This window comes from Ruminococcus sp. B05, assembly GCF_003628495.1.
In the GTDB taxonomy this organism is placed as follows: Bacteria; Bacillota; Clostridia; order Lachnospirales; family Lachnospiraceae; genus Schaedlerella; species Schaedlerella hominis.
This window is the reverse complement of the sequence record NZ_RBZR01000001.1, coordinates 425,418-450,961: the sequence shown is the minus strand read 5'-3', so window position 1 is coordinate 450,961 and position 25,544 is coordinate 425,418. Positions and strand designations below refer to the sequence as shown.

The window sequence follows — 25,544 nt, the reverse complement described above, 5'->3', positions numbered from 1 at the left end:
ATATATTTTATATATTAGAAAAGCAGTTGAAAAAAACCATTTTGTAACGTATAATATAATATCGTCTTAATATTGAAAGGAACATTGGAAAACGATGGAATATAATAATAATAAAGAAATAGAAAAAATATTAGAAGAGATTGATATAAGTGAAGAAGCACCAATTGAAGAGCCTATACGCCAGTATTATTTTATCAAAAAAGGAAGAGCGTATGTCACCAGGCTGAGTGAGAAATTAGGTCGTCCTCTTTATGTCTGTGTAAACACTTTTGGTTGTCAGATGAATGCAAAGGACTCTGAAAAATTGCTCGGTATTCTTGAACAGATGGGCTATAAAGAAGAAACAGATGAAAATAAGGCAGATTTTGTTATTTATAATACATGTACTGTTCGTGAAAATGCGAATCTGCGTGTTTATGGACGTCTTGGACAGCTTAACCGCATCAAAAAGAAGAATCCGCATATGATGATCGGATTATGCGGATGTATGATGCAGGAACCGGAAGTTGTAGAAAAGTTAAAGAAGAGTTACAGATTTGTTGATCTGATCTTTGGAACTCATAATATTTATAAATTTGCAGAACTAATCGTAACATGCTTTGAATCAGAACGTATGGTGATTGATATCTGGAAGGATACGGATAAAATTGTTGAAGATTTGCCGACAGATCGCAAGTATCCATTTAAATCTGGTGTGAATATTATGTTTGGCTGTAACAATTTCTGCAGCTATTGTATTGTACCTTATGTGCGTGGACGAGAAAGAAGCCGTAATCCGAAAGACATTATCCGAGAGATAGAGAAGCTGGTTGCTGATGGAGTAGTAGAAGTCATGCTTCTTGGACAAAATGTAAATTCATATGGAAAAAACCTGGATGAGCCAATGACATTTGCTCAACTTTTACAGGAGATTGAAAAGATAGAAGGGCTTGAACGTATCCGTTTTATGACCTCTCATCCAAAGGATTTATCAGATGAACTTATTGAAGTAATGGCACATTCAAAAAAAATCTGTAAACACCTTCATTTACCGGTTCAATCAGGAAGTACAGATGTCTTAAAGAAGATGAATAGAAGGTATACAAAAGAACAGTATTTATTACTGGTAGAGAAAATCAAAAAGGCAATTCCGGATATTTCACTTACAACAGATATTATTGTTGGATTTCCGGGAGAGACAGAAGAAGATTTTCAGGAAACGTTGGATGTAGTGCGCAAAGTGCGCTATGACAGTGCCTTTACATTCCAATATTCAAAGCGTACAGGAACTCCTGCTGCCGTACTTGAAGACCAGATTTCACCGGAGGTCATGAAAGATCGTTTTGATCGTCTGTTAAAAGAAGTCCAGACAATCTCAGCAGAAGTGTGCAGTGTACATAAAGGAACGATACAGCGTGTTCTTGTTGAAACCAAAAATGATCATGACGAGCATCTGGTGACAGGTCGTATGAGCAACAATCTGCTTGTTCATTTTCCGGGAGATGCTTCATTGATTGGAAAATTAGTTGATGTTGAACTCAAAGAATGTCATGGATTTTATTATATGGGAGAAATCGTTTCTTAAGAAAAAATTTTTCGGGCAATATTTTTACCAAAAACGTCCAAACTATGTAGCAAAACTATATAGGAGGACGTTTTTGTATGAAAAGATTAAAAGAATATACTGGATTGTGGGCTTTAGGCGGTATGTTATATTATGGAATAGAAGTGGTTTTTCGAGGCTTTTCACATTGGTCTATGTTTGTACTGGGAGGAATCTGCATGATGTTTTGTGGGCAGCAGGGAATGTGGACAAAGTGGGAGGACCCGTTATGGATGCAGGTAGTAAGGTGTTCAATCTTTGTTACAGCAGGAGAATTTATTACAGGAATTATTGTAAATAAATGGCTGAAGCTGAATGTATGGGATTATTCGGATCAGCCGTTTCATCTTCTTGGACAAATTTGTTTTGCATTCATTATTTTATTTTCCGGGTTATGCGTGATAGCTATTTATTTATCAGCGTATTTTTTACACTTTATTTGTGGTGAAAAAAAACCACATATCCATGTTTTATAAAAAGTCGAAAAATGCTATAATAAATTGGACTTCTTTTGAGATATATTAATTTGAATTGAAAGGATGGCGTAATAAGTGGCTGAAATGACACCGATGATGCAGCAATATATGGAGACAAAGTCTCAATATCCGGACTGCATTTTATTTTATAGATTAGGTGATTTCTATGAGATGTTTTTTGATGATGCATTGACTGCATCCAAAGAATTAGAAATCACATTGACAGGAAAGAATTGTGGGATGGAAGAACGTGCACCAATGTGTGGGGTTCCTTATCACGCAGTAGATGGATATTTGACAAAATTAGTATCTAAAGGATATAAAGTAGCAATCTGTGAGCAGGTTGAAGATCCAAAACAGGCGAAAGGCATTGTGAAGCGTGAAGTAGTGCGAATTGTAACACCTGGAACTATTTTGGATGCAGCCGCAATTGATGAGAGCAAGAATAATTATATTATGTGTATTGTATACATTGCGGATCGCTATGGATTGTCAGTTGCAGATGTAACTACCGGAGATTATTTTGTGACAGAACTGCCGGACGGACAAAAATTAAAAGATGAAATTTTTAAATTTATGCCGTCAGAAATTATTTGCAATGAATCATTCTATATGAGTGGAATGGATCTTGAAGATATGAAAAATCGACTTGGAATTACAATTTATTCATTGGAATCATGGTATTTTGATGATGAAATTTGTAAATCTAAATTAATGGAACATTTCAAGGTATCTTCGCTGCAAGGACTTGGGCTTGCGGATTATGATTGTGGAGTGATCAGTGCGGGGGCACTGCTTCAATATTTATTGGAAACACAAAAAAATGATCTGTCCCATATGACACATATCACACCGTATACGACCGGAAAATATATGATGCTGGATAGTTCTACAAGACGGAATCTGGAGTTGTGTGAAACTTTACGTGAGAAACAAAAAAGAGGTTCCTTATTATGGGTATTGGATAAAACCAAAACAGCTATGGGGGCTAGAACATTACGAAAATATATTGAACAACCGTTGATTGAGCGTACCGAAATAGAACGTCGTCTGGATGCTGTTACAGAATTAAAAGAAGAGGCTATTTCCAGAGAAGAGATCAGAGAGTATTTATCTCCTGTATATGACTTAGAAAGATTGATTACAAGAATTACGTATGGCTCAGCCAATCCACGAGATCTCACTGCTTTTTCAACATCATTGGAAATGCTGCCGGCTATCCATTATATATTAGAAGATATGAAATCCGACTTATTATGTGAGATTTGTAAAGAAATGGATACGCTGGAGGATTTATGCTCCCTTGTAAAATCAGCAATTGCACAAGAACCACCAATTGCTATGAAAGAAGGAAATATTATACGTGATGGCTACAGCGAGGAAGTAGATACGCTTCGTCGTGCAAAATCGGATGGAAAAACATGGCTTGCGAAACTGGAAGAGCAGGAACGTGAAAAGACAGGAATTAAAAACCTAAAGATTAAATATAACAAAGTGTTTGGATATTATTTGGAAGTAACAAATTCTTATAAAGAGCTTGTGCCGGAATATTATACCCGTAAACAGACACTGGCAAATTCGGAAAGATATATTACACCTGAATTAAAAGAACTGGAAGACACTATTTTAGGTGCAGAAGATAAACTCTATGCACTGGAATATGAATTATATTGTACTGTTCGAGATACGATTGCAGGAGAAGTTATCCGAATTCAGAAAACAGCGAAAGCCGTTGCAGCATTGGATGTGTTTACATCACTTGCACTTGTTGCAGAACGCAATAACTATATTCGCCCTACAATCAATGTTCAGGGAAAAATAGATATTAAAGATGGGCGACACCCAGTTGTAGAGCAGATGATTCCAAATGGTTCGTTTATTTGCAATGACACAGTGCTGGATGATAAAAAACAGAGGATTTCTATTATTACTGGTCCGAACATGGCCGGAAAATCTACATATATGAGACAAGTTGCCCTTATTGTGCTGATGGCACAACTTGGTTCTTATGTGCCTGCTTCCAAAGCAAACATTGGACTTGTGGATCGTATTTTTACCCGTGTCGGAGCCTCAGATGATCTTGCATCAGGACAAAGCACATTTATGGTAGAGATGACAGAAGTAGCTAATATTTTACGAAATGCTACAAGTAAGAGTCTGCTTGTATTGGATGAAATCGGTCGAGGAACAAGTACATTTGACGGCCTTTCCATTGCCTGGGCTGTTGTGGAATATATCAGTGATGCAAAATTACTTGGTGCGAAAACATTATTTGCAACACATTATCATGAGCTAACAGAGTTAGAAGGAAAAATCAACAATGTAAACAATTATTGTATCGCGGTGAAAGAAAAGGGTGATGATATCGTATTTTTGCGAAAAATTGTGAAAGGCGGAGCAGACAAGAGTTATGGTATTCAGGTAGCAAAACTGGCAGGAGTTCCGGATATTGTAATCAATCGAGCAAAAGAAATCGTAGAGGAACTGGCGGATGAAGATATTACTTCACGTGTCAGCGAAATTGCTTCCAGAGAGGCTGAAGCAAAGAAAAAAACAAAGTCTAAAAAATATGATGAAGTAGATATTGCACAGTTTTCTTTATTTGACACAGTAAAAGACGATGATGTTCTTGAAGAACTGAAAGCTATTGATGTAGGTAATCTGACTCCAATAGATGCCTTAAATACCATTTACAGACTTCAGAACAAATTAAAAAATCGCTGGTAAAAGGAGTACATAATGCAGCATATTCAAGTATTAGATCAGGTTACAATTGATAAAATTGCCGCTGGAGAAGTGATTGAACGACCGGCTTCTATTGTGAAAGAACTTGTAGAAAATGCGATTGATGCCGGAGCAACACATGTTACAATTGAGATCGAAGAAGGAGGGATTTCTTTAATCCGTATTACCGACGATGGAAGTGGTATTATGAAAGAAGATATCCGCAATGCATTTTTGCGTCATTCTACAAGTAAGATCCGTAATGTGGAGGATTTGCTTCACATTACATCTCTTGGATTTAGAGGAGAGGCATTATCCAGCATTGCGGCAGTTACAAAGGTGGAAGTAATCACAAAAACAAAAGAGGCTATACTTGGAACAAGATATGTAATTGAAGGTGGACAAGAGCTTTCATTAGAGGAAGCCGGATCTTCTGACGGAACAACTTTTATAATAAGACAGTTATTCTATAATGTCCCTGCACGACGCAAATTTTTAAAAACTGCAATGACAGAAGCAGGACATGTACAAGATTTGTTAATACGATTGGCATTATCTCATCCGGAAGTTGCATTTCGATTTTTAAATAATAATCAAGAGAAACTTAGAACTTCCGGAAGCGGAAAATTAAAGGATGTAATCTATAATATTTATGGACGTGATGTTGCATCTAATTTATTGGAATTAGATTATTGGCAAGGAGGCATTCATATTACAGGTTATCTTGGGAAACCTCTGATTACAAGAGGAAACCGTAATTTTGAGACATTTTTTGTGAATGGACGTTATGTAAAAAGTACGATGATCTCAAGAGCTGTTGAGGATGCGTATAAAGATTTTATGATGCAGCATAAATTTCCATTTGTAGTATTGCATTTTCAGGTGGATACAGAAACAGTAGACGTAAATGTGCATCCGACAAAGATGGAACTTCGTTTTCAGAATCAACAAGAAGTATATAAAACCGTATTTGAGGCAATACATAGACAATTATTAGAACCGGAATTGATTCCACAGGTGGAAGTTCCAGAACCACTGACATCACCTGTTCAAGAAAAAAAGAAGACTCCGTCACCGGATCTTAAGCTCGTAAGACGAGTAATGCCATCCGATTCAAAGGAAGCTGCAGCTTCGATTACGACAACACCGATAGATTCTGCAGCACCGACCGCATCAGAACAGGTGAAAGAGGAACCCCATAACGAAGATTATTTTATCCGTAAAATGAGAGAACGTGTTATGTCTTATCATAATCGGAATTCTTCGGCGGAGGTGAAAGATCAGAAAAAGATTTTCAGACCAGAGGAACAGAAAAAAAGAATACAGACTTCAGTTCATGAAGCTACAACATATAAGGTAAATGAGACACCGGTAATCCAGAAACCAAAGCAGCTGGATTTATTTGAAGAAAAGTTATTAAAACGGGAAACCCGGGCAGAATACCGGCTGATAGGACAAATATTTGATACATACTGGCTTGTTCAATTTCAGGATAATCTTTATATTATAGACCAGCATGCCGCGCATGAACGTGTTTTATATGAACGGACTTTAAAAGAAATGAAAAATAGGGAGTTTACATCACAGTATTTAAGTCCTCCGATCATACTGACACTTTCTATGCAGGAAGCAGAGCTGCTTAAGACACATAAGGAACGTTTTGAGCGGATAGGTTTTGAAATCGAGCCGTTCGGGGGCGAGGAATATGCGATACGTGCGGTTCCCGCAAATTTATTTAGCATTGCAAAGAAAGAGCTTTTTATGGAAATGCTGGACAATCTGGCAGATGGTCTTAGCACCAATATGACACCAGATATCATTGATGAAAAAGTAGCATCGATGTCATGTAAGGCGGCTGTAAAAGGAAATAACAGATTATCAGCACAAGAAGTTGACGCATTGATCGGTGAACTATTAGAATTGGAGAATCCATATCATTGTCCACATGGTCGTCCGACGATTATTGCAATGTCAAAAAAAGAGTTGGAGAAAAAATTCAAGAGGATTGTATAATATGAAAAAACCTTTAGTTATTTTAACAGGACCAACGGCTGTTGGAAAAACAAAAGCATCTATCGGTCTTGCAAAAGCAATTGGCGGAGAAATTATTTCTGCTGATTCCATGCAGGTCTATAAGCAAATGGATATTGGTTCAGCAAAAATAAAGCCTTCAGAAATGGAAGAAATTCCACATTATCTTTTAGATATCTTAGAGCCGGATGAAGAATTTCATGTTGTTCTTTTTCAGCAGATGGCAAAACAGGCAATACAGAAAATCTATGAGAAAGGGAAAATACCAATCATTGTAGGAGGAACTGGCTTTTATATTCAGGCGGTTTTATATGATATTGATTTTTCGGAAAACGAAAAAGATACGTCTTATCGAGAAGAACTGGAAAAACTGGCACAAACAAAAGGTGCAGAATATCTTCATGACCGTTTACGGGAAGTTGATGAAAAATCGGCACAGGACATTCACGCCAATAACGTAAAACGTGTCATTCGTGCATTAGAATATTTTCATCAAACCGGAGAAAAAATATCAGAGCATAATGAAGAACAACGAAAAAAAGTATCTCCATATAATTTCTCTTATTTTGTATTGAACGATGAGAGAGAACATTTATATGAGAGAATTAATCTTCGTGTGGATCAGATGATAAATGAAGGTCTGGTAAGAGAAGTACAGTCTTTAAAAGAAAAAGGTTATACAAGAGATATGGTTTCCATGCAAGGTCTTGGATATAAAGAAATGTTAGATTACTTAGACAATAAGTGCTCGTTGGAAGAGGCTGTTGAAATTATCAAGCGGGATACAAGACATTTTGCAAAGCGACAAATCACATGGTTTAAGAGAGAATCTGATGTTACGTGGATTGATAAAAAAGAATATGATTATAACGAAGAAAGAATTCTAAAAGCAATGCTTCAGGAATTGAAAGAAAGAGGAATTATAAATGAATACAATAATGGATGAAATGTATCAAAATTTAGGAATATCAAAAGCGGTGCTTGATGCCGGAAATAGAATCGAGCAAGAGTTGAAACCACGATTTGCAAATTTTGACAAGGTAGCAGAATATAATCAATTAAAGGTTCTTCATGCGATGCAAAAAAATCGTGTCAATGAAGGCTGCTTTCACTATGCAAGCGGATATGGATACAACGACCAGGGACGTGACACTTTAGAGCAGGTTTATGCTGATACGTTCCATACAGAAGCAGCATTAGTTCGTCCACAAATCACTTGTGGAACACATGCACTTGCACTTGCACTATCCGCAAATTTACGTCCGGGAGACGAACTCCTCTCTCCAGTTGGAAAACCTTATGATACTTTGGAAGAGGTAATTGGAATTCGTCCATCAAAAGGTTCTCTTGCTGAATACGGAATTACATATCGTCAGGTTGAGCTTTTGGAAGACGGTTATTTTGATTATCCGGCCATTGAGAAAGCAATCAATGAGAAAACAAAACTGATTACTATTCAACGTTCAAAAGGCTATCAGACACGTCCTAGTTATTCGGTAGAAAAAATCGGTGAATTGATTGCATTTGTAAAAAAGATTAAACCAGACGTAATTTGTATGGTTGATAACTGTTATGGGGAATTTGTCGAGACGATTGAACCAAGTGATGTTGGAGCAGACATGATAGTTGGTTCTTTGATCAAAAATCCGGGTGGTGGACTTGCACCAATCGGTGGATATGTGGCAGGACGCAGTGATCTGATCGAAAACTGTGCGTATCGTCTTACTTCACCGGGACTTGGAAAAGAAGTTGGAGCATCGCTTGGTGTAATGCAGTCATTTTATCAAGGATTTTTCCTGGCACCAACCGTTGTAAGCAGTGCCATCAAAGGAGCTGTATTTGCTGCGAATATATATGAACGTCTTGATTTTGGCGTTATTCCGAACGGCCGGGAATCCAGACATGATATTATTCAGGCAGTTGAATTAGGAACAGCGGATGGCGTGATCGCATTTTGCAAGGGAATCCAGGCCGCTGCACCAGTGGACAGTTTTGTAACACCGGTGCCATGGGCAATGCCTGGATACGACAGTGATGTGATTATGGCAGCAGGAGCATTTGTGCAAGGGTCTTCAATCGAATTAAGCGCGGATGGTCCTATTAAACCACCATATGCGGTATATTTTCAGGGCGGTCTTACATGGCCACATGCAAAGTTGGGGATTTTACAATCTTTGCAGCAACTTGTATCGGCAGGCATTGTAACAGAAGAACAATTAAAAAATTTGTAGTCAGAGGATAGATTAATGAGAGATGTCGCAGTAATCGGGGGTGGGGCAGCCGGAATGATGGCTGCAATCACTGCCGCACGTGAGGGAGCAAAGGTAACCATTCTGGAACATAAAGACCGAATTGGAAAAAAGATTTTATCAACCGGAAATGGGCGTTGTAATTTTACAAATACTTATCAGACACCTGCATGCTATCGTTCAGATAACAGAGATTTTGCATGGAATATCATTCAAAAATTTAATGTAGAAAAAACAATTTCATTTTTTAAAGAACTTGGGATTTATCCAAAGGATAGAAATGGCTATTTATATCCGTATTCTGATCAGGCGGCTGCCATACTGGAAGTATTACAGATAGAAGTTGCAAAATTAGATATTTGTGTCATGACAGAAATAAATGTTCTGGATATTCAACCAGTAAAAAGAGGAATTCGCATTACTACCGATAAAAAAACAATCACCGCAGACAGTGTTATTCTTGCTTGTGGATCAAAGGCAGCACCGGTGACAGGATCAGATGGTTCTGGATATCAATTAGCAAAACTACTTGGTCATAGAATCGTTCCGGTGCTTCCGGCACTTGTTCAGCTTCGATGTGCAGAGAAATTTTATAAAAGTATTTCAGGGGTGAGGGTTCAAGGAACTGTTGAAATTTATGCTGATGACATTTTCCTTGCATCGGATACAGGGGAAATCCAGTTGACGAATTATGGTATTTCCGGTATTCCTGTATTTCAGGTGAGTCGTTATGCGGCAAAGGCCCTATATCAAAAACAGTTAGTTACAGCTGTTTTGAATTTTATGCCGGATATGAATAAAGATGAATTTTTATCATTTTTACAAGAACGAATTACTTTATGCCCACACAAAACACTAGATGAGTTTTTTACCGGAATATTCCCTAAAAAGCTTTGTGAACTGTGGATTCGGCTTTCACGGTTGCCAAAAGAAATGAGAGTGGCTGACTTGTCCGGAGAACAACTTGAAAAATTAGTACTGTTGATCCAGCATTTACGAACACATATTATAGAGACAAATGCATTCGAACAGGCACAGATTTGTTGTGGAGGTGTTGATACGACGGAGATTAATCCTGATACTTTGGAATCAAACTATGTCCCGGGAATTTATTTCGCAGGAGAGCTTCTTGATGTGGATGGGATCTGTGGAGGATATAATTTACAATGGGCATGGTCAAGTGGATTTGTCGCAGGGAAGGAGGCAGTAGGAAATGCTTCGAATTAATCAGTTGAAATTAGCCCCTGATCATACAGAACAGGAGTTAAAAAAAGTATTGCTTATGACATTGCATTTAAAAGAAGAGGAATTGTTAGAATATCATATTCATAAACGTTCTATTGATGCAAGAAAAAAGCCGACTATTTTTTATTCATATGCCATTGATTTTCAAGTGAAAAATGAAGAACGTATTTTAAAAAAAGCAAAGAATAAAGTTCAAAAAGTTTCTCAAAAATCATATGGATTTCCAAAAGCCGGAACAATGAAGTTACGACATCGGCCAATTATAGTTGGAGCTGGTCCGGCGGGGCTTTTCTGTGCGTATTCATTGGCTTTGCAAGGATATCAACCAATCTTGGTTGAACGTGGGGCTCCAGTAGAAGAAAGAATGCAGGATGTAGAAAAATTCTGGAATACAGGAATTCTAAATCCAAAATCAAATGTCCAATTTGGTGAGGGCGGCGCAGGAACTTTTTCTGATGGGAAACTCAACACACTTGTCAAGGATAAATTTGGCAGAAATAATTTCGTTTTAGAAACATTTGTGAAGTTTGGAGCCGATCCAGCAATTCTTTATGAACAAAAGCCTCATATTGGAACGGATGTATTGGCTTGCGTTGTCTCAAATATGCGGCGTGAAATCCTTTCACTTGGTGGTGAAGTACGTTTCCATGCACAGGTAACAGATTTTATTTTTGATGGGTCCAAAAAAAGTGACAGACACTTAAAACAAATCATAATAAATAATTCTGAGAAAATAGATTGTGATGCTTTGATCCTTGCGATTGGACATAGTGCAAGAGATACTTTTCAGGTTTTATATGATGAAGGGATTCCTATGCAGGCAAAATCATTTGCTGTAGGTGTTCGTATTGAACATCCGCAAAAAATGATTCAGGAAGCACAATATGGAAAAGAAATGGCAGATTTATTTCCGGCAGCAGCATATAAATTGACGACACAATTAGAAAACAAAAGAGGCGTTTATACATTTTGTATGTGCCCCGGAGGATATGTTGTAAATGCCTCATCAGAGGATGGGAAACTTGCAGTAAATGGAATGAGTTATCATGATCGTTTAGGAGAAAATGCAAATAGTGCGGTAATTGTGACGGTTACACCACAGGATTATAAATCCGATTCGCCACTTGCCGGAATAGCGTTTCAAAGAAATCTGGAAGAACGTGCATATCAAATTGGTCAGGGAAATATCCCGGTACAGTGCTATAAAGATTTTTGTGACAATATACCAACAGAAAAACTTGGTGATATACGTCCACAGATGAAAGGAAATTATCGTTTAGCTAATGTCCGTGCTATTTTCCCGGATGAACTTGCCAAATCAATTGAACAGGGAATTTTAAATATGGATCATAAAATTCACGGGTTTGCAAGAGAAGATGCATTGTTGTCCGGTGTAGAGAGCAGAACATCATCACCGGTTAAAATTTTACGGGAAGAGTCCTTTGAGAGCACTTGTAAAGGCATTTATCCATGTGGAGAAGGTGCAGGATATGCGGGGGGTATTACTTCTGCAGCAATGGATGGAATGAAAGTAGCGGAGGCAATTATAAAAAAATTTGAGCCGTTTTCATCATAAGACGTTACAAAATTTTCACAATTTTTAATTTGGTGAAACTATACATCATTATTTTTTTGTGCTAAAATGAGTCGGTGTATATTATAATTTGTATCATCGGTAGAAAATACCATGGGAAAAATTAAAGAATTAAACACAGAAGAGCGCCCTTATGAAAAGTGTGAAAGATTTGGAGCAAAACATTTAACCAATATTGAATTACTGGCGGTTCTGCTTCGAACCGGAACGAAAGGGGAAAATTCGCTTCAGCTTGCTAAAAAAATATTATATCCAGATTCATTTAAAGGTGGAATTTTAAATATCCATCGATGGTCATATGAGCAGTTGATTCATATGAAGGGAATCGGGAGAGTAAAGGCAATACAAATTTTGTGTTTATCTGAATTGGCAAAACGTCTTTCAAAAGCTTCGGCAGAAGAAGAATTAAACTTTAATTCTCCTGAATCTATTGCTAGATATTACATGGAAGATTTGCGTCATGAGAAGCAGGAATATATGAAATTATTACTGCTTAATACTAAGACAAAATTAATTGGCGAGACAATTATTTCAAAAGGGACAGTCAATGCAGCTATTATTTCTCCAAGGGAATTATTTATAGAAGCATTGCAAAAAGGTGCCGTTTCTATTATATTGCTTCATAATCATCCAAGTGGAGATCCGACACCGAGCAAAGAGGATATTATCATTACAAAGCAGATACAAAAAGCAGGGGAACTGTTAGGTGTGAATCTGTTAGATCATATCATTATTGGAAATAATTGTTACGTCAGTATGCGCGAGAAAAAACTTTTTTAATTTAAATTTAGGGGAAGGATAAATAATGGCCGGAAATATTTACGGACTGGATTTGGGCACTTACGAAATAAAAGTATATGATGAAAGAAAAGATGAAATCTGGAAAGAAAAAAGTGCAATTGCAACTAAAAATCAAACGGAGATATTTGCAGTGGGAGATGAAGCATACGCTATGTATGAGAAAGCACCTCAAAATATCGAGGTACTATTTCCTATGCAGGGAGGCGTAATTGCTCGTTTTTATGACATGCAGAATCTTTTAGAGAATCTTTTAAGAAAAAGACAATTTTTCGGAAGTGAATATGTGATTGCAATTCCAACTGATATTACAGAAGTTGAAAAAAGAGCTTTTTACGATTTAGTGTATCATTCTTCTGCGCGAGCCAAGTCGGTTTCAGTTGTAGAGCGTGGAATTGCAGATGCAATAGGTTGTAAAATAGATGTATATCAGACAGGCGGGGTTATGATATTAAACATGGGTGGAGGAACGATGGAATTAAGTGTTCTTGCATACGGTGGTATTGTGATGAATCGTCTGTTAAAGTTTGGAGGAGAACAATTTGATCAGGAAATCATTAATTTAGTAAGACGAAACCGCGATTTTCTGATAGGAAGAAAAACTGCTGAGCAATTACGTAGGACATTCGGAATATTTAGTGAAGATACTGAATCTAAAATGCAGATTACCGGAAGAAATTTAATCCTTGGACTTCCACAGCGTACAGATATCTCCATAGGGTTAGTAAGAGCTGCTCTAAAAGAACAGATGGATGATTGTGTTGATGCAATTCAGACAATGATACAACGAATTCCGCCGGATGTTCTCAGAGAATTGAAAAAAAACGGGATTTATCTTACCGGTGGGATGGCGAATTTAAGAGGAATTGCAGAATATCTTGAAGAAAGCGTTGGCGTGCGCGTGTCTACAGTAGATTATCCGGAATTGTGTAGCATGAACGGACTAAGAGAGATTATTCAGGACAAAAAGAGATATGGACGCTTGACATATTCAATGTTAGACAAAGGGTATAGGTGGTTAGAATAATTATGAAGAAAGCAAAAAAAAATTCTCATAAAAATCGATATTGGCTGTTTGGATTGGCCTTGGTATGTATTTTACTTATGGTACTGTCTACATTTGCGGACAAAGTACGCGGACCTTTTAAAGTTATGGCGAATGTCACGGTGATTCCGATGCAGCAGGGAATCAACCATATCGGTGGATGGCTTGGTGACATGAATGACAATTTTAAAACACTAAAAGAGGTTCAGGCAGAGAACAAAAAGCTAAAAGAACAGGTGAATGATCTCATTACAGAAAATAATAATCTGCAAGAAGATAAATATGAATTGGAACGTTTGCAGGCACTTTATAAACTTGATCAGAATTACGCTGAATATGAAAAAGTGGGAGCACATGTTATTGGAAAAGATTCTGGAAATTGGTTCAGTACATTTACAATAGATAAAGGAAGCAAGGATGGAATTGAGAAAAATATGAATGTAATTGCCGGAACCGGTCTTGTCGGTATTGTTACAGAAACAGGTCCGACATGGTCAAAGGTCCGTGCGATAATAGATGATTCTAGCAACGTAAGTGCTATGGTTTTATCTACATCTGACCGATGCATTGTAGAAGGAGATCTTTCTTTAATGAGTGATGGTAAAATACGATTTGAACAGATGGAAAATAACGATAATACAATTAATGTAGGAGAACAGATCGTTACATCGTATATAAGCGACAAATACTTGCAGGGAATTTTGATCGGTTATGTAAGTGAAGTGAATGTAGATTCTAATAATCTGACTCGTTCCGGGTATATTACTCCGGCGGTTGATTTTAAAAATCTTCAAGAAGTTCTTGTGATTACAACAAAGAAATCATCTATTACAGAAAATAAGTAAAGGGGCAGGCAATATGAAAAAAAATAAAATTAAACGATTTATTGTAATGGTCGTCATTTTATTTATATCTTATCTTTTACAGTGTACAGTGTTTCAAAAACTAACACTTGCGTCCATAAAACCGAATCTGCTGCTAATTATAACAGCATCTATCGGGTTTATGCGCGGACCAAAAGAAGGCATGTTCCTTGGATTTTTCTCCGGATTATTGATTGATATTCAATTTGGTACAATGCTTGGATTTTACGCATTGACCTATCTTATTGTTGGATATATTAATGGAATGTTTCAGAAAATGTATTATGATGACAATATTAAGCTGCCACTTTGCCTGATTGCAGGAAGTGAACTTTTCTATGGTATTACAGTTTATTTATTTATGTTTATGTTGCGTAGTGAATTTAATTTCTTATATTATTTAAACCATATAATTATTCCGGAACTTATTTATACTATAGCCATTACTATTGGCTTATATCCATTGATACTTTTTATAAACCATAAATTAGAAGCAGAAGAAAAAAGGAGTGCAAGTAAGTTTGTTTAAGCGATTCATAAAGCGTATAAAAGAAAAGGGACATCAGTTAGTAGAGTCCAGATTATTTATATTGATTCTGTTATTTATTATACTTTCTGCGGTTCTTGTTGGTAGACTATTTTATCTTCAAATTGTAAAAGGCGAGTATTATCTCAGCAACTATAAACTTCAGATTCGAAAAACAAGAGAGATTGCAGGTACACGTGGAAACATCTATGACAGAAATGGAAATTTACTTGCATATAATGAACTTGCATATTCTGTTACTCTGGAGGATGATATTCCATCTGACGAGAATCGAAATACGACATTAAACCAGACATTGGAAAATGTAATCAATATTGTTGAAGCACATGGAGATTCTGTTATCAGTGATTTTGGAATTGTTTTGGATTCAGCCGGAAACTATCAGTTCTCAAAGACAGATGAAACTTCAAGACTTCGTTTTATTGCAGATGTCTATGGCAAAACATATGTAGATGACTTGACTGAAAAGCAAAAGAATGCAACACCGGATGATTTAATGCACTATCTTTGTACAGACGATATTTATGGATATGGTATTGATGATACGAGTGAGGATAAGGCTCACATACTAAAATTGGTAAATTTGCGTTATGCAATCAATTTGAATAGTTTTCAAAAGTATATTCCAACTGTTCTTGCTTCAGACGTCAGTGATGAGACTGCGGCAGCAATCATGGAAAATCTGGATATATTAGAAGGCGTAAATATAGAAGAAGAATCCTTACGTCGATATACTGACAGCAAATATTTTGCATCTATTATTGGATATACAGGAAAGATATCACAGGATGAATATGATTCTTTAGATAAAAAATCAAAAAAGAAATATTCATTATCTGACATCGTTGGTAAATCAGGACTGGAGCAGACACTTGACCAGACATTGCAGGGTGCAAAAGGAAGCAAAACTTTTTACGTGGACAGTGTAGGAAAAGTAACCGATGTTGTAAGTTATAAAGAACCAGGTGCAGGAAATGACGTTTATTTGACGATAGATAAGGACTTGCAAGAAGAAACGTATCAGCTGCTTGAAGAAAAAATAGCGGGTATTGTATTGTCAAAACTTCGTAATGTTATGAATTATGACCCTAGTACAGTAGACGATTCCAAAGAAATCATTATTCCGGTAGATGATGCCTATAATGCTTTTATTGCAAATGAAATTATTGATGAAGCTCATTTTTCAGCAGCCAATGCAGGGCAGACAGAACAGGAAGTATACGCTGTGTTTGCAGCGAAAAAAACGTCTGCTATTGAAAGTATTATAAATGAATTAAATGGTGGAACAGCATATAAAGATCTTCCGGATGAAATGAAAGCATATGAAGATTATATAGAACAAGTACTGCGAGATAAGTCAGGCATTCTTGTCGCAGATTCAATTGATACATCAGATGAAACATATCAGGCATGGGCAAAACAGGAAACAATCACACTAAATCAATATTTGAACTATGCGATTTCAAAAAACTGGGTTGATAGTTCAAAGCTTAGCAATTATATTTCGTCTGAAAAATATTCAGATGCATCTGAGGTGTATCAGGCAATTTTAAGATATTTACAAGATTATTTGAGTTCAGATATAAATTTCGACAAACTTCTCTATAAATATCTTATAAAATCAAGTGGAATCAGCGGAGCGCAGATTTGTGCAATCGTATATGAACAGGGAGTACTTCCTATGGATGAAGCTGCTTATAATGGTTTGCGTTCAGGAACAGTTGATTCGTATTCTTGGTTGTATAGTAAAATTCAAAATCTGGAGATTACTCCGGGTCAGCTGGCGCTAGAACCATGTACAGGTTCTGCGGTGGTGAGTGATCCCAATACCGGTGAAGTCTTGGCATGTGTATCTTATCCGGGATATGATAACAATCGCCTGGCTAACACAATGGATTCAGTTTATTATAATCAGTTGGTAACCGGACTTTCCAGACCATTTTATAATAATGCAACTCAGGAAAAAACAGCACCGGGATCTACTTATAAGATGGTTTCTTCTATTGCAGGACTGACGGAAGGCGTAATAACCGGAAGCACATACTTAAATTGTTCCGGAATTTTTGACAAGGTAACACCAAGTCCGAAATGTTGGGCATATCCAAATGCACATGGAGAACTGACAATCGTCGATGCACTTAAAGTGTCATGTAATAACTTTTTTTATGAAGTCGGATATGAACTGGGAACAGATGCAGAAGGAAATTATGACAGTGATCTTGGAGTAGAAAAGCTTGCAAAATATGCAAAAGAATTTGGACTTGGCGAAACAAGTGGATTGGAAATACCAGAGTCGGAACCGCAGATTTCGGACCAATATGCTGTACAGTCTGCAATCGGACAAGGTACAAACAACTATACAGTAAGTCAGTTGAATCGTTATGTTGCGACAGTAGCAAATCGAGGAACAGTATATAAGCTTACATTAATAGATAAAACAACAGATTCAAATGGAAAAATTATTAAAGAATGTGAACCAACTGTTGTGAATACCATGGATGAGATATCGTCTAATTCCTGGGATCTTGTACATCAAGGAATGATTAGTATGGTACAATATGATGCAACATTTAGCGGACTTGATTTTTCGATGGCTGGAAAAACAGGTACAGCACAGCAAAGTAACGTACATCCTGACCATGCACTATTTGTCGGATTTGCTCCGGCAGAAAAACCTGAAATTGCACTTGCTGTTCGTATTGCGAATGGATACAGTTCTTCTTATGCGGCAGAAATCGGCAGAGATATTGTGCGTGCAAAGTTTAACTTGACAGATAAGGGAGAACTGGTTACAGGACATGCTGCAGGTCTCGGAACAGCGATAGCGGGAGATTAAGAAATAAATTGCAGGAGGATTGACAAGAATGGGTGAGGTAATTGTCATTACATCAGGAAAAGGCGGTGTTGGTAAAACAACAACGACAGCAAATATCGGAATAGGACTTGCATCAAAGGGCAAGAAGGTTGTAGTCATTGATACAGACCTGGGGCTTCGGAATCTTGATGTTGTCATGGGCTTGGAAAATCGTATTGTATATAATCTGGTAGATGTGATTTCAGGTGGATGTAGGATGAAGCAGGCATTGATCAAGGACAAGCGTTTTCCAGAGTTATATTTACTTCCTTCGGCACAGACAAAAGATAAGTCAGCGGTGTCACCAGAACAAATGCGAAAGCTGATCAGTGAATTAAAGATGGAATTTGATTACATTTTACTTGATTGTCCTGCAGGAATTGAACAAGGATTTAAAAATGCAATTGCAGGTGCTAACAGCGCAATTGTTGTAACCACTCCGGAAGTTTCCGCTATTCGTGATGCAGATCGTATCATAGGTCTTCTCGAAGCGGAGGGAATTGCAAAAAAAGAATTACTGATCAACAAGCTTCGCGTTGACATGGTACGAAGAGGCGATATGATGTCAGTTGAAGACGTGACAGAAATTCTGGCAATTCCGCTTCTAGGAGTAATTCCGGATGATGAGCAGGTTGTAATTGCAACAAATCAGGGGGAAGCTGTAATTGGAGAGTCCGGTGTTGCGGGACAGGCATATAGTAATATTTGTCAGCGAATTTTAGGTGAAGAGATACCAATACCGGATTTTAACAGACCAGAAGGAATCCTTTCCCGCTTTAAACATATGTTTGTAAAAAATTAGGAGGCTGCAATATATGAGTGTGCCATCTGTTGAGATTGCAAAAGAAAGAGTACGGTCATTAGTTGTAGCCGATAGAATGAAATGTACACCTGATATAGTAGAGAAAATGTCAAATGATATATATATTGCAATTTCTAAATATATTGATATTAAACCTGAACAGTTAGATATCGAAATTTCAAGATCAGATATACATATAAAACTATAGGAGAAAAAAAGTGAAATTTTTTATTAAAAAGCTTAAACAGCAATATCATATACAAGATTATAATTTTATTTTAATTGCACTTGTTCTTGCAATATCTATTGTTGGAATTTTTGTTGTAGGAAGCGCAAAAGACTCATATCAATTTAAACAACTCCTTGGAGTACTTATTGGATTTGTTGCGATGGTGATTGTTTCATTGATTGATTATGAGTGGATATTAAAATTTTACTGGCTATTATACATCGTTAATTTAGTATTACTTGTAGCAGTGCTTTTATTCGGTGTTGATGTAAATGGTGCAACCAGATGGTTGAATTTAGGATTTATTCAATTTCAGCCATCTGATCTGACTAAAATTTTAATGATTTTATTCTATGCACAATTTTTAAAGAAACGACATCGGGTAATCAATGATAAGTGGACAATCATCCAGGGCGTTGCACTTATCCTTCCGTCTTTAGTATTGATTTACAAGCAACCTAATTTATCAAATACCATATGTCTGGGTTTATTGTTCTGTGTATTGATGTTTGTAGGCGGCTTGAGTTACAAATTTATAGGAACAGTATTGGCAATCGTAGTTCCAATAGCAGTGATTTTGTTTGTGATTGTTATACAGCCAAATCAACCGCTTCTTCATGGATATCAGCAAAACCGAATTCTTGCATGGTTGGAACCAGAAAAATATGAATCGGATGAAGCATATCAGCAGTTAAATTCTGTTATGGCAATTGGGTCAGGACAACTAACAGGTAAAGGCTATAACAGCGATGCGACAACCTCTGTTAAAAATGGAAATTTTATTTTAGAGCCTCAAACAGATTTTATTTTTGCAATTATTGGTGAAGAATTAGGATTTGTGGGTTGTTGTAGCGTCATTATTTTGCTATTATTAATAGTAATCAGTTGTATTTCTGTTGGAATGAGGACGAAAGACATAAGTGGAAAGCTCATTTGTTCCGGAGTAGCTGCATTGATTGGTATCCAAAGTTTTATTAATATCAGTGTAGCAACAATGCTATTCCCAAATACCGGAATTTCGCTTCCGTTTGTCAGCTACGGACAGACCTCAGTCGTCTGTTTCTATATAGGAATCGGACTTGTTCTTAATGTTGGACTTCAACAGAATAAATACCAGTAAGAGGAGTGAACTTGTAATGAATATCGGATTAGTAGCACATGATGCAAAAAAGAAACTTATGCAGAATTTCTGTATTGCATACAGAGGAATATTGAGTAAACATAATTTGTATGCAACGGAAACAACAGGTACGTTGGTTGAAAATGTTACAAACCTAACAATCCATAAATATCTTCCTGGACATTTAGGCGGAAAACAGATGTTAGGGGCGCAGATTGAACATAATGATATGGATTTACTTATTTTCTTTAGAGATCCATTAACATCACGTTCTCATGAACCGGATGTCAACGATATTGTAAAGTTGTGCGATATCTATAACATACCAATTGCAACAAACATTGCCACTGCAGAGGCTTTGATTCTTGCATTAGACAGAGGAGATTTGGATTGGCGTGAAATGTACAAATAAAAACAAAAAACAGACACAGAATTCTTATGATGCAGCAAGACGAAGAAAGGCATTGCGAAAAAGAAGACGAAGACAACAGCAGGTAGTAACCGTATTGGTTATTCTTATTTTATGTCTGACGGCTATAGGAATTGCATATTTAATCCATTCAGGATCTAAGAAAGATTATGTAATTGATTATGAGACGAAAAATTATAATAAAAGCCTATATAAAGGAGATACATTTGCAAAAGATTTATGTGTAACTTCAAACAATGTTTCATTGGAAGGCTATTCAGACGACGCTTCTTTGGGGGCTGCCGGTTTATTCGATATTAAAAATAATACAGTACTTTATGCCGACAATATTCATACACAGTTATATCCGGCTAGTACAACAAAAGTTATGACTGCTTATGTTGCTCTTAAATATGGAAATCTCGATGATATTGTTACAATAAGCGAAAATGCTGTGAATTTAGAAGCAGATGCACAAGTTTGCGGATTTGAAGCAGGTGATCAGGTATCAATGTATGATTTAATGAATGGTCTGTTACTTTATTCAGGCAATGATGCGGCATTGGCAATAGCAGAGCACGTTGGTGGAAGTGTAGAAGCTTTTGTTCAGAAAATGAATGAAGAGGCGAAGGCTTTAGGAGCAACTAATACAAATTTTGTTAATCCACATGGGCTTCATGATCCACAACAGTATACAACAGCTTATGACCTTTATTTAATGTTTAATGCATGCTCGAAGAATCCAACATTTATTGATATTATTTCCCAGAAATCATATTCTGCAACGATTACATCTGCTGATGGAGATCAGTGGACAACAGAGTGGATTCCTACTAATTATTATTCGGCCGGAGAAGCAACTCCGCCAGAGGGTGTGAATGTACTTGGAGGTAAAACAGGTACAACTGACGAAGCAGGATCTTGTGTTATTTTATATAATCAGGATATGGATTCGAATCCTTACATATCTGTAATAATGGGTGCAGATACAAAGACAATTCTTTACGATGATATGACAGCACTACTTGCTGCAGGGGTTGGAACTAAATCAGCAGAAAATTAATTTAAATACAGAAAAGATGCGGAATTATATTTAATCCGCATCTTTTTTAATGTAATATTCAAAAATATTATTCTGATGTATTTTCTATTCTTCCATACAGACTAATCAGATAGAGCCCGCATAATCCTACGAGCGTATAAATAATACGAGAAAGCCAGCTCATATTTCCAAATAAAAATGCAACCAAGTCAAAACGGAAAATTCCGATTAATAACCAGTTTAGTGCGCCAATGATTACAAGCGTCAAAGACGTGTTATCAAACCATTTCATTTAAATTCCTCCTTTTCCAATCAATACTCTTATTATTTGTTGAAACGCTGGAAATATACATAAAAAAATGTTATACTAGACAAGTTAATGAAGAATAAATTTACAGGATTTCATTTGAGGAGTCTGAATTGAAACGAAAAGTAAAGAAAACAATTAATATCCGACATTATAAAAATAAACAGGAAATGAATATAGGAATTGTTCTTTTTGCGTTTATTTTTATTTATCTTGTTGTTACAATTTTTACATATGCAACCGCAAAAAGAATATCTGTATATGAAGTACGCGAGGGAAGTATCGTAAAAGATAATTCCTATACCGGACTTGTGCTTAGAAAAGAGCAAGTATTTTATGCAGATGCAAGTGGTTATGTGAATTATTTTCAAGATGAAAATTCCAAGCTTCGAAAAGGTAATAATATTTATGTATTATCCCATAATAAGTTAAATATTCCAAGTGGAAATGATACAGAAGGCACCACGCTTACAAATGAAGAGCAAAATAATCTTATTTACAAAATACAGGACTTTAATGAAAGCTATACAAATGGACATTTTTCATCTGTTTATTCATTAAAAACAGAAATTAATTCGGCATTGCATGGTGCTGCGAATCAGTCAAAAACCTCACAGTTAGATGCAGTAATTGCCGGAAATTCAGATGTTATTGCTACATATCCAAGTGATTCAGATGGAATACTTGTTTTAAATGTAGATGGTTACGAAAATTTAACAGAAGATACTCTTAACAATAAAAATTTTGACAGAAGTAATTATGAGTCTACACAATTGACAGATCAGACAAAAATAAAGGCTGGTGATCCCGTATATAAAGTTGTTACAGACGAAAATTGGGATGTTTATATACAACTAGATAAAAAAACAGCAGCCAGTCTTGCAGGCATTCAGTATGTCAAAACGAGGATTAATAAGAATAATGATACCATTTTGGCAGATTTAGCAATTGTCAGAAAAGGGGACGACTATTATGGGCATTTGACTTATGATAGTGCAATGATTCAATATTCTAGTAGTAGATTTTTATCTGTAGAATTGATTCTGGATGATCAGAGTGGGTTGAAAATACCTAAAAGTGCAGCGATTGAAAAATTATTTTACACAATTCCAGGCGAGTACCTGACGACAAGCGGAAACAGTTCTTCACAGGGAGTGATGATACAAGATGGTGACTCTGTAAAATATCAAACGGTAGATATTTATTATACAGAAGCGGATGGAACTGTTTATCTAAATCCGGAAGCATTTGAATCTGGAACAGTTCTGATTAAGACAGGGGAGTCCGGAACTCAGGAAACATATTCATTAGGTGATCAAAGAGCTTTAAAAGGAGTCTTTTGTATTAATAAAGGATATGCCGTATTTAAGACAATTCAAATCCTTTGCGAAAACGATGATTATTATATCATTCAAGAAGGTACAGCTTATGGCTTGAGTAATTATGATCATATTGTTCAAGACGGGCACTCTGTTACAGAAAATGAAGTAGTATTTCAGTAAAAAAGATATATGGAGGTTTTCATAATGTTGAAAGAACAATTAAATGAAGTAGAACAAAATATCCAACAGGCTTGTGACAAAGTTTCACGCTCACGAGAGGACGTAACTTTGATCGCAGTAAGTAAAACAAAGCCTGTTTCAGTGCTTCAGGAAGCATATAACTTGGGAGTACGAGTGTTTGGTGAAAACAAAGTTCAAGAATTAACTGAAAAATACGAGGCACTGCCAAAGGATATTCACTGGCACATGATTGGACATTTACAGACTAATAAAGTAAAGTATATCATTGATAAAGTTGACTTGATTCATTCTGTGGATTCTATGAAGCTTGCAGAGACAATTGAAAAAGAAGCTGCAAAAAAGAATTTGATTGCAAATATTCTAGTAGAGGTCAATGTAGCAGAAGAGGAAAGTAAATTCGGGCTGAAAATGGAAGAGGTAATTCCTTTTATAGAAAAAATTTCTGCTTTTCCACATGTTCGAGTATGTGGCCTGATGACAATTGCGCCTTTTGTAGAAAATTCTGAAGAAAATCGTGAAATTTTCACGAATTTACGCAAATTATCTGTTGACATTAATGCAAAAAACATTGATAATGTTAATGTGAGCATACTTTCTATGGGAATGACCAATGATTATGCTGTTGCAATTGAAGAAGGTGCCACAATGGTTCGCGTTGGAACAGGGATTTTTGGTGCAAGAAATTATAATATATAAGAATATAAAGAAAGTAATGTATAAAAATATGTTGTGTATATCGCACAAGAAGGAGTGTAAACATGGGAGTGTTTGATAAGTTTCTGGACATCATGAAATTAAATGATGATTATGATGATGATTTCTATGATGAGGATGAGATGTATGACGATGACTATGAAGAAGAAAAACCTCATCGTTCATTCTTCGGGAAGAAACATACTAATAAAGAACCTGAATTTGAAGATTTTGATGCAGGAGAAGATATCGAGAATAAATTTACACCTGCAACAAGCAGTAAAGTAACACCGATGCGTCAGCCTGCATCCAGACGTGGAGCAAGCATGGAGGTTTGTGTAGTAAAACCTACTTCAGTAGATGATTCCAGAGAGATTACAGAGACTTTACTTGCAGGACGTACTGTTATCTTGAATTTAGAAGGTCTGGATCTTGAGATCGCACAGAGAATTATTGATTTTATTTCCGGTGCTACTTTTGCAATCAGTGGAAATCTTCAGAAAATTTCAAATTATATTTTTCTTGTAACACCTACGAATGTTGATATTACAGGTGATTTACAGGATTTACTTAGCGGTTCTATGGAGACATCCGCTGTGAGAGGCAGATTTTAATAAGGCAGAACAAGATGCAAAAAGAAGAACAGCTTCTGGAAAAGCATTTTATTGATTTATCCAGACAGGCATATCATCGTAATATTATTACATATTCAGATTTTTTGAATTTGAATGAACAGAATATTTTACATTCGATTCCGAAAGACAGGCTTTACACGGGGGTTATAGTTTTTGGAGGATATGATTTCGCAGAGCGTCAGATGGCAGCATTTATACCTGATGCTCTTTCTTTGCGTGATATTAAAGATTTAGATATTTTTCGATCAGAAATATCGGTCCTACATATTTCTCCTTTAAATAAGAAATACAGTGAAGCTCTGAGTCATAGAGATTATCTGGGAGCTATTTTAAATTTGGGAATAGAACGAGGGATGATTGGAGATATTCTTATTACTGATTCCGAGGCAATTGTATTTGTAAAGATGCAGATGCAGGAGTTTTTAACAGAAAATATAACTCGCATCCGTCATACTTCAGTATTAGCAACAATTGATGAATTAACGGATTTTCACTACAGCCCACGATATGAAGAAATAAAAGGCACTGTGGCATCAGTGCGTTTGGACAGTCTTTTATCGGTCGCATTTTCGTCTTCCAGAAGTAAATTATCAGGTCTTATAGAAGGTGGAAAAGTTTTTGTAAACGGGCGTTTGATTACTTCTAATGCATATCAAGTAAAAGAGCATGATATTATTTCTGTTCGAGGGATGGGAAAATTTGAGTTTATAGAAACACTTGCTTTTACAAAGAAAAAAAGAATTTATGTCTTAATACATAAATATGTATAGTTTAGG

At 36.3% G+C, this 25,544-nt stretch carries 23 protein-coding genes; 22 read left to right on the top strand and 1 reads right to left on the bottom strand.

The features are described 5' to 3' along the window. Nucleotides 1-94: 94 nt before the first annotated feature. The 18 genes from miaB to D8Q48_RS01785 all read left to right on the top strand — a co-directional run bounded on the left by miaB (nucleotide 95) and on the right by D8Q48_RS01785 (nucleotide 21,631). A complete protein-coding gene (gene miaB / locus D8Q48_RS01870) occupies nucleotides 95-1,564 on the top strand; it encodes a tRNA (N6-isopentenyl adenosine(37)-C2)-methylthiotransferase MiaB (RefSeq protein ID WP_121055204.1) in 1,470 nt (489 codons plus the stop codon). Nucleotides 1,565-1,641: 77 nt separating this feature from the next. Beyond that, the gene (locus D8Q48_RS01865; RefSeq protein WP_117989011.1) at nucleotides 1,642-2,058 is read left to right on the top strand and encodes a hypothetical protein; all 417 of its coding nucleotides are present in this window, start codon (nucleotides 1,642-1,644) and stop codon (nucleotides 2,056-2,058) included. Nucleotides 2,059-2,142: 84 nt separating this feature from the next. Beyond that, a complete protein-coding gene (mutS, locus tag D8Q48_RS01860; RefSeq protein WP_330514236.1) occupies nucleotides 2,143-4,785 on the top strand; it encodes a DNA mismatch repair protein MutS in 2,643 nt (880 codons plus the stop codon). Between the two features lie 12 nt (nucleotides 4,786-4,797). Then, on the top strand, nucleotides 4,798-6,795 hold the full coding sequence (gene mutL / locus D8Q48_RS01855) for a DNA mismatch repair endonuclease MutL (protein WP_117989012.1): 1,998 nt from the start codon (nucleotides 4,798-4,800) through the stop codon (nucleotides 6,793-6,795). 1 nt (nucleotide 6,796) lies between these two features. Further along, a complete protein-coding gene (miaA, locus tag D8Q48_RS01850) occupies nucleotides 6,797-7,759 on the top strand; it encodes a tRNA (adenosine(37)-N6)-dimethylallyltransferase MiaA (protein WP_121055202.1) in 963 nt (320 codons plus the stop codon). Beyond that, nucleotides 7,752-9,044 (top strand): methionine gamma-lyase family protein, encoded by a 1,293-nt coding sequence (locus D8Q48_RS01845; protein ID WP_347562275.1) that lies wholly within the window; start codon nucleotides 7,752-7,754, stop codon nucleotides 9,042-9,044. Before miaA ends, D8Q48_RS01845 begins: the two co-directional genes overlap by 8 nt. A gap of 15 nt (nucleotides 9,045-9,059) precedes the next feature. Further along, nucleotides 9,060-10,289 (top strand): NAD(P)/FAD-dependent oxidoreductase, encoded by a 1,230-nt coding sequence (locus tag D8Q48_RS01840; protein WP_121055200.1) that lies wholly within the window; start codon nucleotides 9,060-9,062, stop codon nucleotides 10,287-10,289. Next, entirely contained in the window at nucleotides 10,276-11,883 is a 1,608-nt protein-coding gene (locus tag D8Q48_RS01835; protein WP_117989016.1) for an FAD-dependent protein, read from the top strand. The genes D8Q48_RS01840 and D8Q48_RS01835 overlap by 14 nt, the downstream gene beginning before the upstream one ends. Before the next feature lie 111 nt (nucleotides 11,884-11,994). Beyond that, a complete protein-coding gene (gene radC / locus D8Q48_RS01830) occupies nucleotides 11,995-12,681 on the top strand; it encodes a DNA repair protein RadC (protein ID WP_121055198.1) in 687 nt (228 codons plus the stop codon). 25 nt (nucleotides 12,682-12,706) lie between these two features. Beyond that, the gene (locus D8Q48_RS01825) at nucleotides 12,707-13,726 is read left to right on the top strand and encodes a rod shape-determining protein (protein ID WP_121055196.1); all 1,020 of its coding nucleotides are present in this window, start codon (nucleotides 12,707-12,709) and stop codon (nucleotides 13,724-13,726) included. A gap of 2 nt (nucleotides 13,727-13,728) precedes the next feature. Continuing rightward, on the top strand, nucleotides 13,729-14,589 hold the full coding sequence (mreC, locus tag D8Q48_RS01820) for a rod shape-determining protein MreC (RefSeq protein ID WP_117989019.1): 861 nt from the start codon (nucleotides 13,729-13,731) through the stop codon (nucleotides 14,587-14,589). A 13-nt stretch (nucleotides 14,590-14,602) separates the two neighbouring features. Then, nucleotides 14,603-15,136 (top strand): rod shape-determining protein MreD, encoded by a 534-nt coding sequence (gene mreD / locus D8Q48_RS01815; protein WP_121055194.1) that lies wholly within the window; start codon nucleotides 14,603-14,605, stop codon nucleotides 15,134-15,136. Beyond that, nucleotides 15,129-17,990 (top strand): penicillin-binding transpeptidase domain-containing protein, encoded by a 2,862-nt coding sequence (locus tag D8Q48_RS01810; RefSeq protein ID WP_121055192.1) that lies wholly within the window; start codon nucleotides 15,129-15,131, stop codon nucleotides 17,988-17,990. The genes mreD and D8Q48_RS01810 overlap by 8 nt, the downstream gene beginning before the upstream one ends. 28 nt (nucleotides 17,991-18,018) lie before the next feature. Further along, the gene (gene minD / locus D8Q48_RS01805; RefSeq protein ID WP_117989022.1) at nucleotides 18,019-18,810 is read left to right on the top strand and encodes a septum site-determining protein MinD; all 792 of its coding nucleotides are present in this window, start codon (nucleotides 18,019-18,021) and stop codon (nucleotides 18,808-18,810) included. A 13-nt stretch (nucleotides 18,811-18,823) separates the two neighbouring features. Continuing rightward, nucleotides 18,824-19,018 (top strand): cell division topological specificity factor MinE, encoded by a 195-nt coding sequence (locus D8Q48_RS01800; protein WP_022075527.1) that lies wholly within the window; start codon nucleotides 18,824-18,826, stop codon nucleotides 19,016-19,018. Nucleotides 19,019-19,028: 10 nt separating this feature from the next. After that, nucleotides 19,029-20,159 (top strand): FtsW/RodA/SpoVE family cell cycle protein, encoded by a 1,131-nt coding sequence (locus tag D8Q48_RS01795; RefSeq protein ID WP_117989023.1) that lies wholly within the window; start codon nucleotides 19,029-19,031, stop codon nucleotides 20,157-20,159. Between the two features lie 16 nt (nucleotides 20,160-20,175). Continuing rightward, the gene (locus D8Q48_RS01790; protein WP_022075529.1) at nucleotides 20,176-20,571 is read left to right on the top strand and encodes a methylglyoxal synthase; all 396 of its coding nucleotides are present in this window, start codon (nucleotides 20,176-20,178) and stop codon (nucleotides 20,569-20,571) included. Continuing rightward, complete coding sequence (locus D8Q48_RS01785) at nucleotides 20,555-21,631, top strand: D-alanyl-D-alanine carboxypeptidase family protein (protein WP_330514172.1); 1,077 nt, start codon at nucleotides 20,555-20,557, stop codon at nucleotides 21,629-21,631. The genes D8Q48_RS01790 and D8Q48_RS01785 overlap by 17 nt, the downstream gene beginning before the upstream one ends. A 67-nt stretch (nucleotides 21,632-21,698) precedes the next feature. Here the strand turns inward: D8Q48_RS01785 and D8Q48_RS01780 are convergent, their stop codons facing one another. Continuing rightward, a complete protein-coding gene (locus D8Q48_RS01780) occupies nucleotides 21,699-21,902 on the bottom strand; it encodes a DUF378 domain-containing protein (RefSeq protein ID WP_117989024.1) in 204 nt (67 codons plus the stop codon). Between the two features lie 128 nt (nucleotides 21,903-22,030). Here D8Q48_RS01780 and D8Q48_RS01775 point away from each other — a divergent pair, with 128 nt between their 5' ends. From D8Q48_RS01775 to D8Q48_RS01760, 4 genes are all read left to right on the top strand, one after another. After that, nucleotides 22,031-23,419 carry an HlyD family efflux transporter periplasmic adaptor subunit gene (locus tag D8Q48_RS01775; RefSeq protein ID WP_121055190.1) on the top strand — a complete coding sequence of 463 codons (1,389 nt, stop codon included), beginning with the start codon at nucleotides 22,031-22,033 and terminating at the stop codon, nucleotides 23,417-23,419. Nucleotides 23,420-23,443: 24 nt separating this feature from the next. After that, on the top strand, nucleotides 23,444-24,136 hold the full coding sequence (locus D8Q48_RS01770; RefSeq protein ID WP_121055188.1) for a YggS family pyridoxal phosphate-dependent enzyme: 693 nt from the start codon (nucleotides 23,444-23,446) through the stop codon (nucleotides 24,134-24,136). A gap of 62 nt (nucleotides 24,137-24,198) precedes the next feature. Further along, nucleotides 24,199-24,747 carry a cell division protein SepF gene (locus D8Q48_RS01765; RefSeq protein WP_117989027.1) on the top strand — a complete coding sequence of 183 codons (549 nt, stop codon included), beginning with the start codon at nucleotides 24,199-24,201 and terminating at the stop codon, nucleotides 24,745-24,747. 14 nt (nucleotides 24,748-24,761) lie between these two features. After that, complete coding sequence (locus D8Q48_RS01760) at nucleotides 24,762-25,538, top strand: YlmH/Sll1252 family protein (protein ID WP_121055186.1); 777 nt, start codon at nucleotides 24,762-24,764, stop codon at nucleotides 25,536-25,538. Nucleotides 25,539-25,544: the final 6 nt, after the last annotated feature.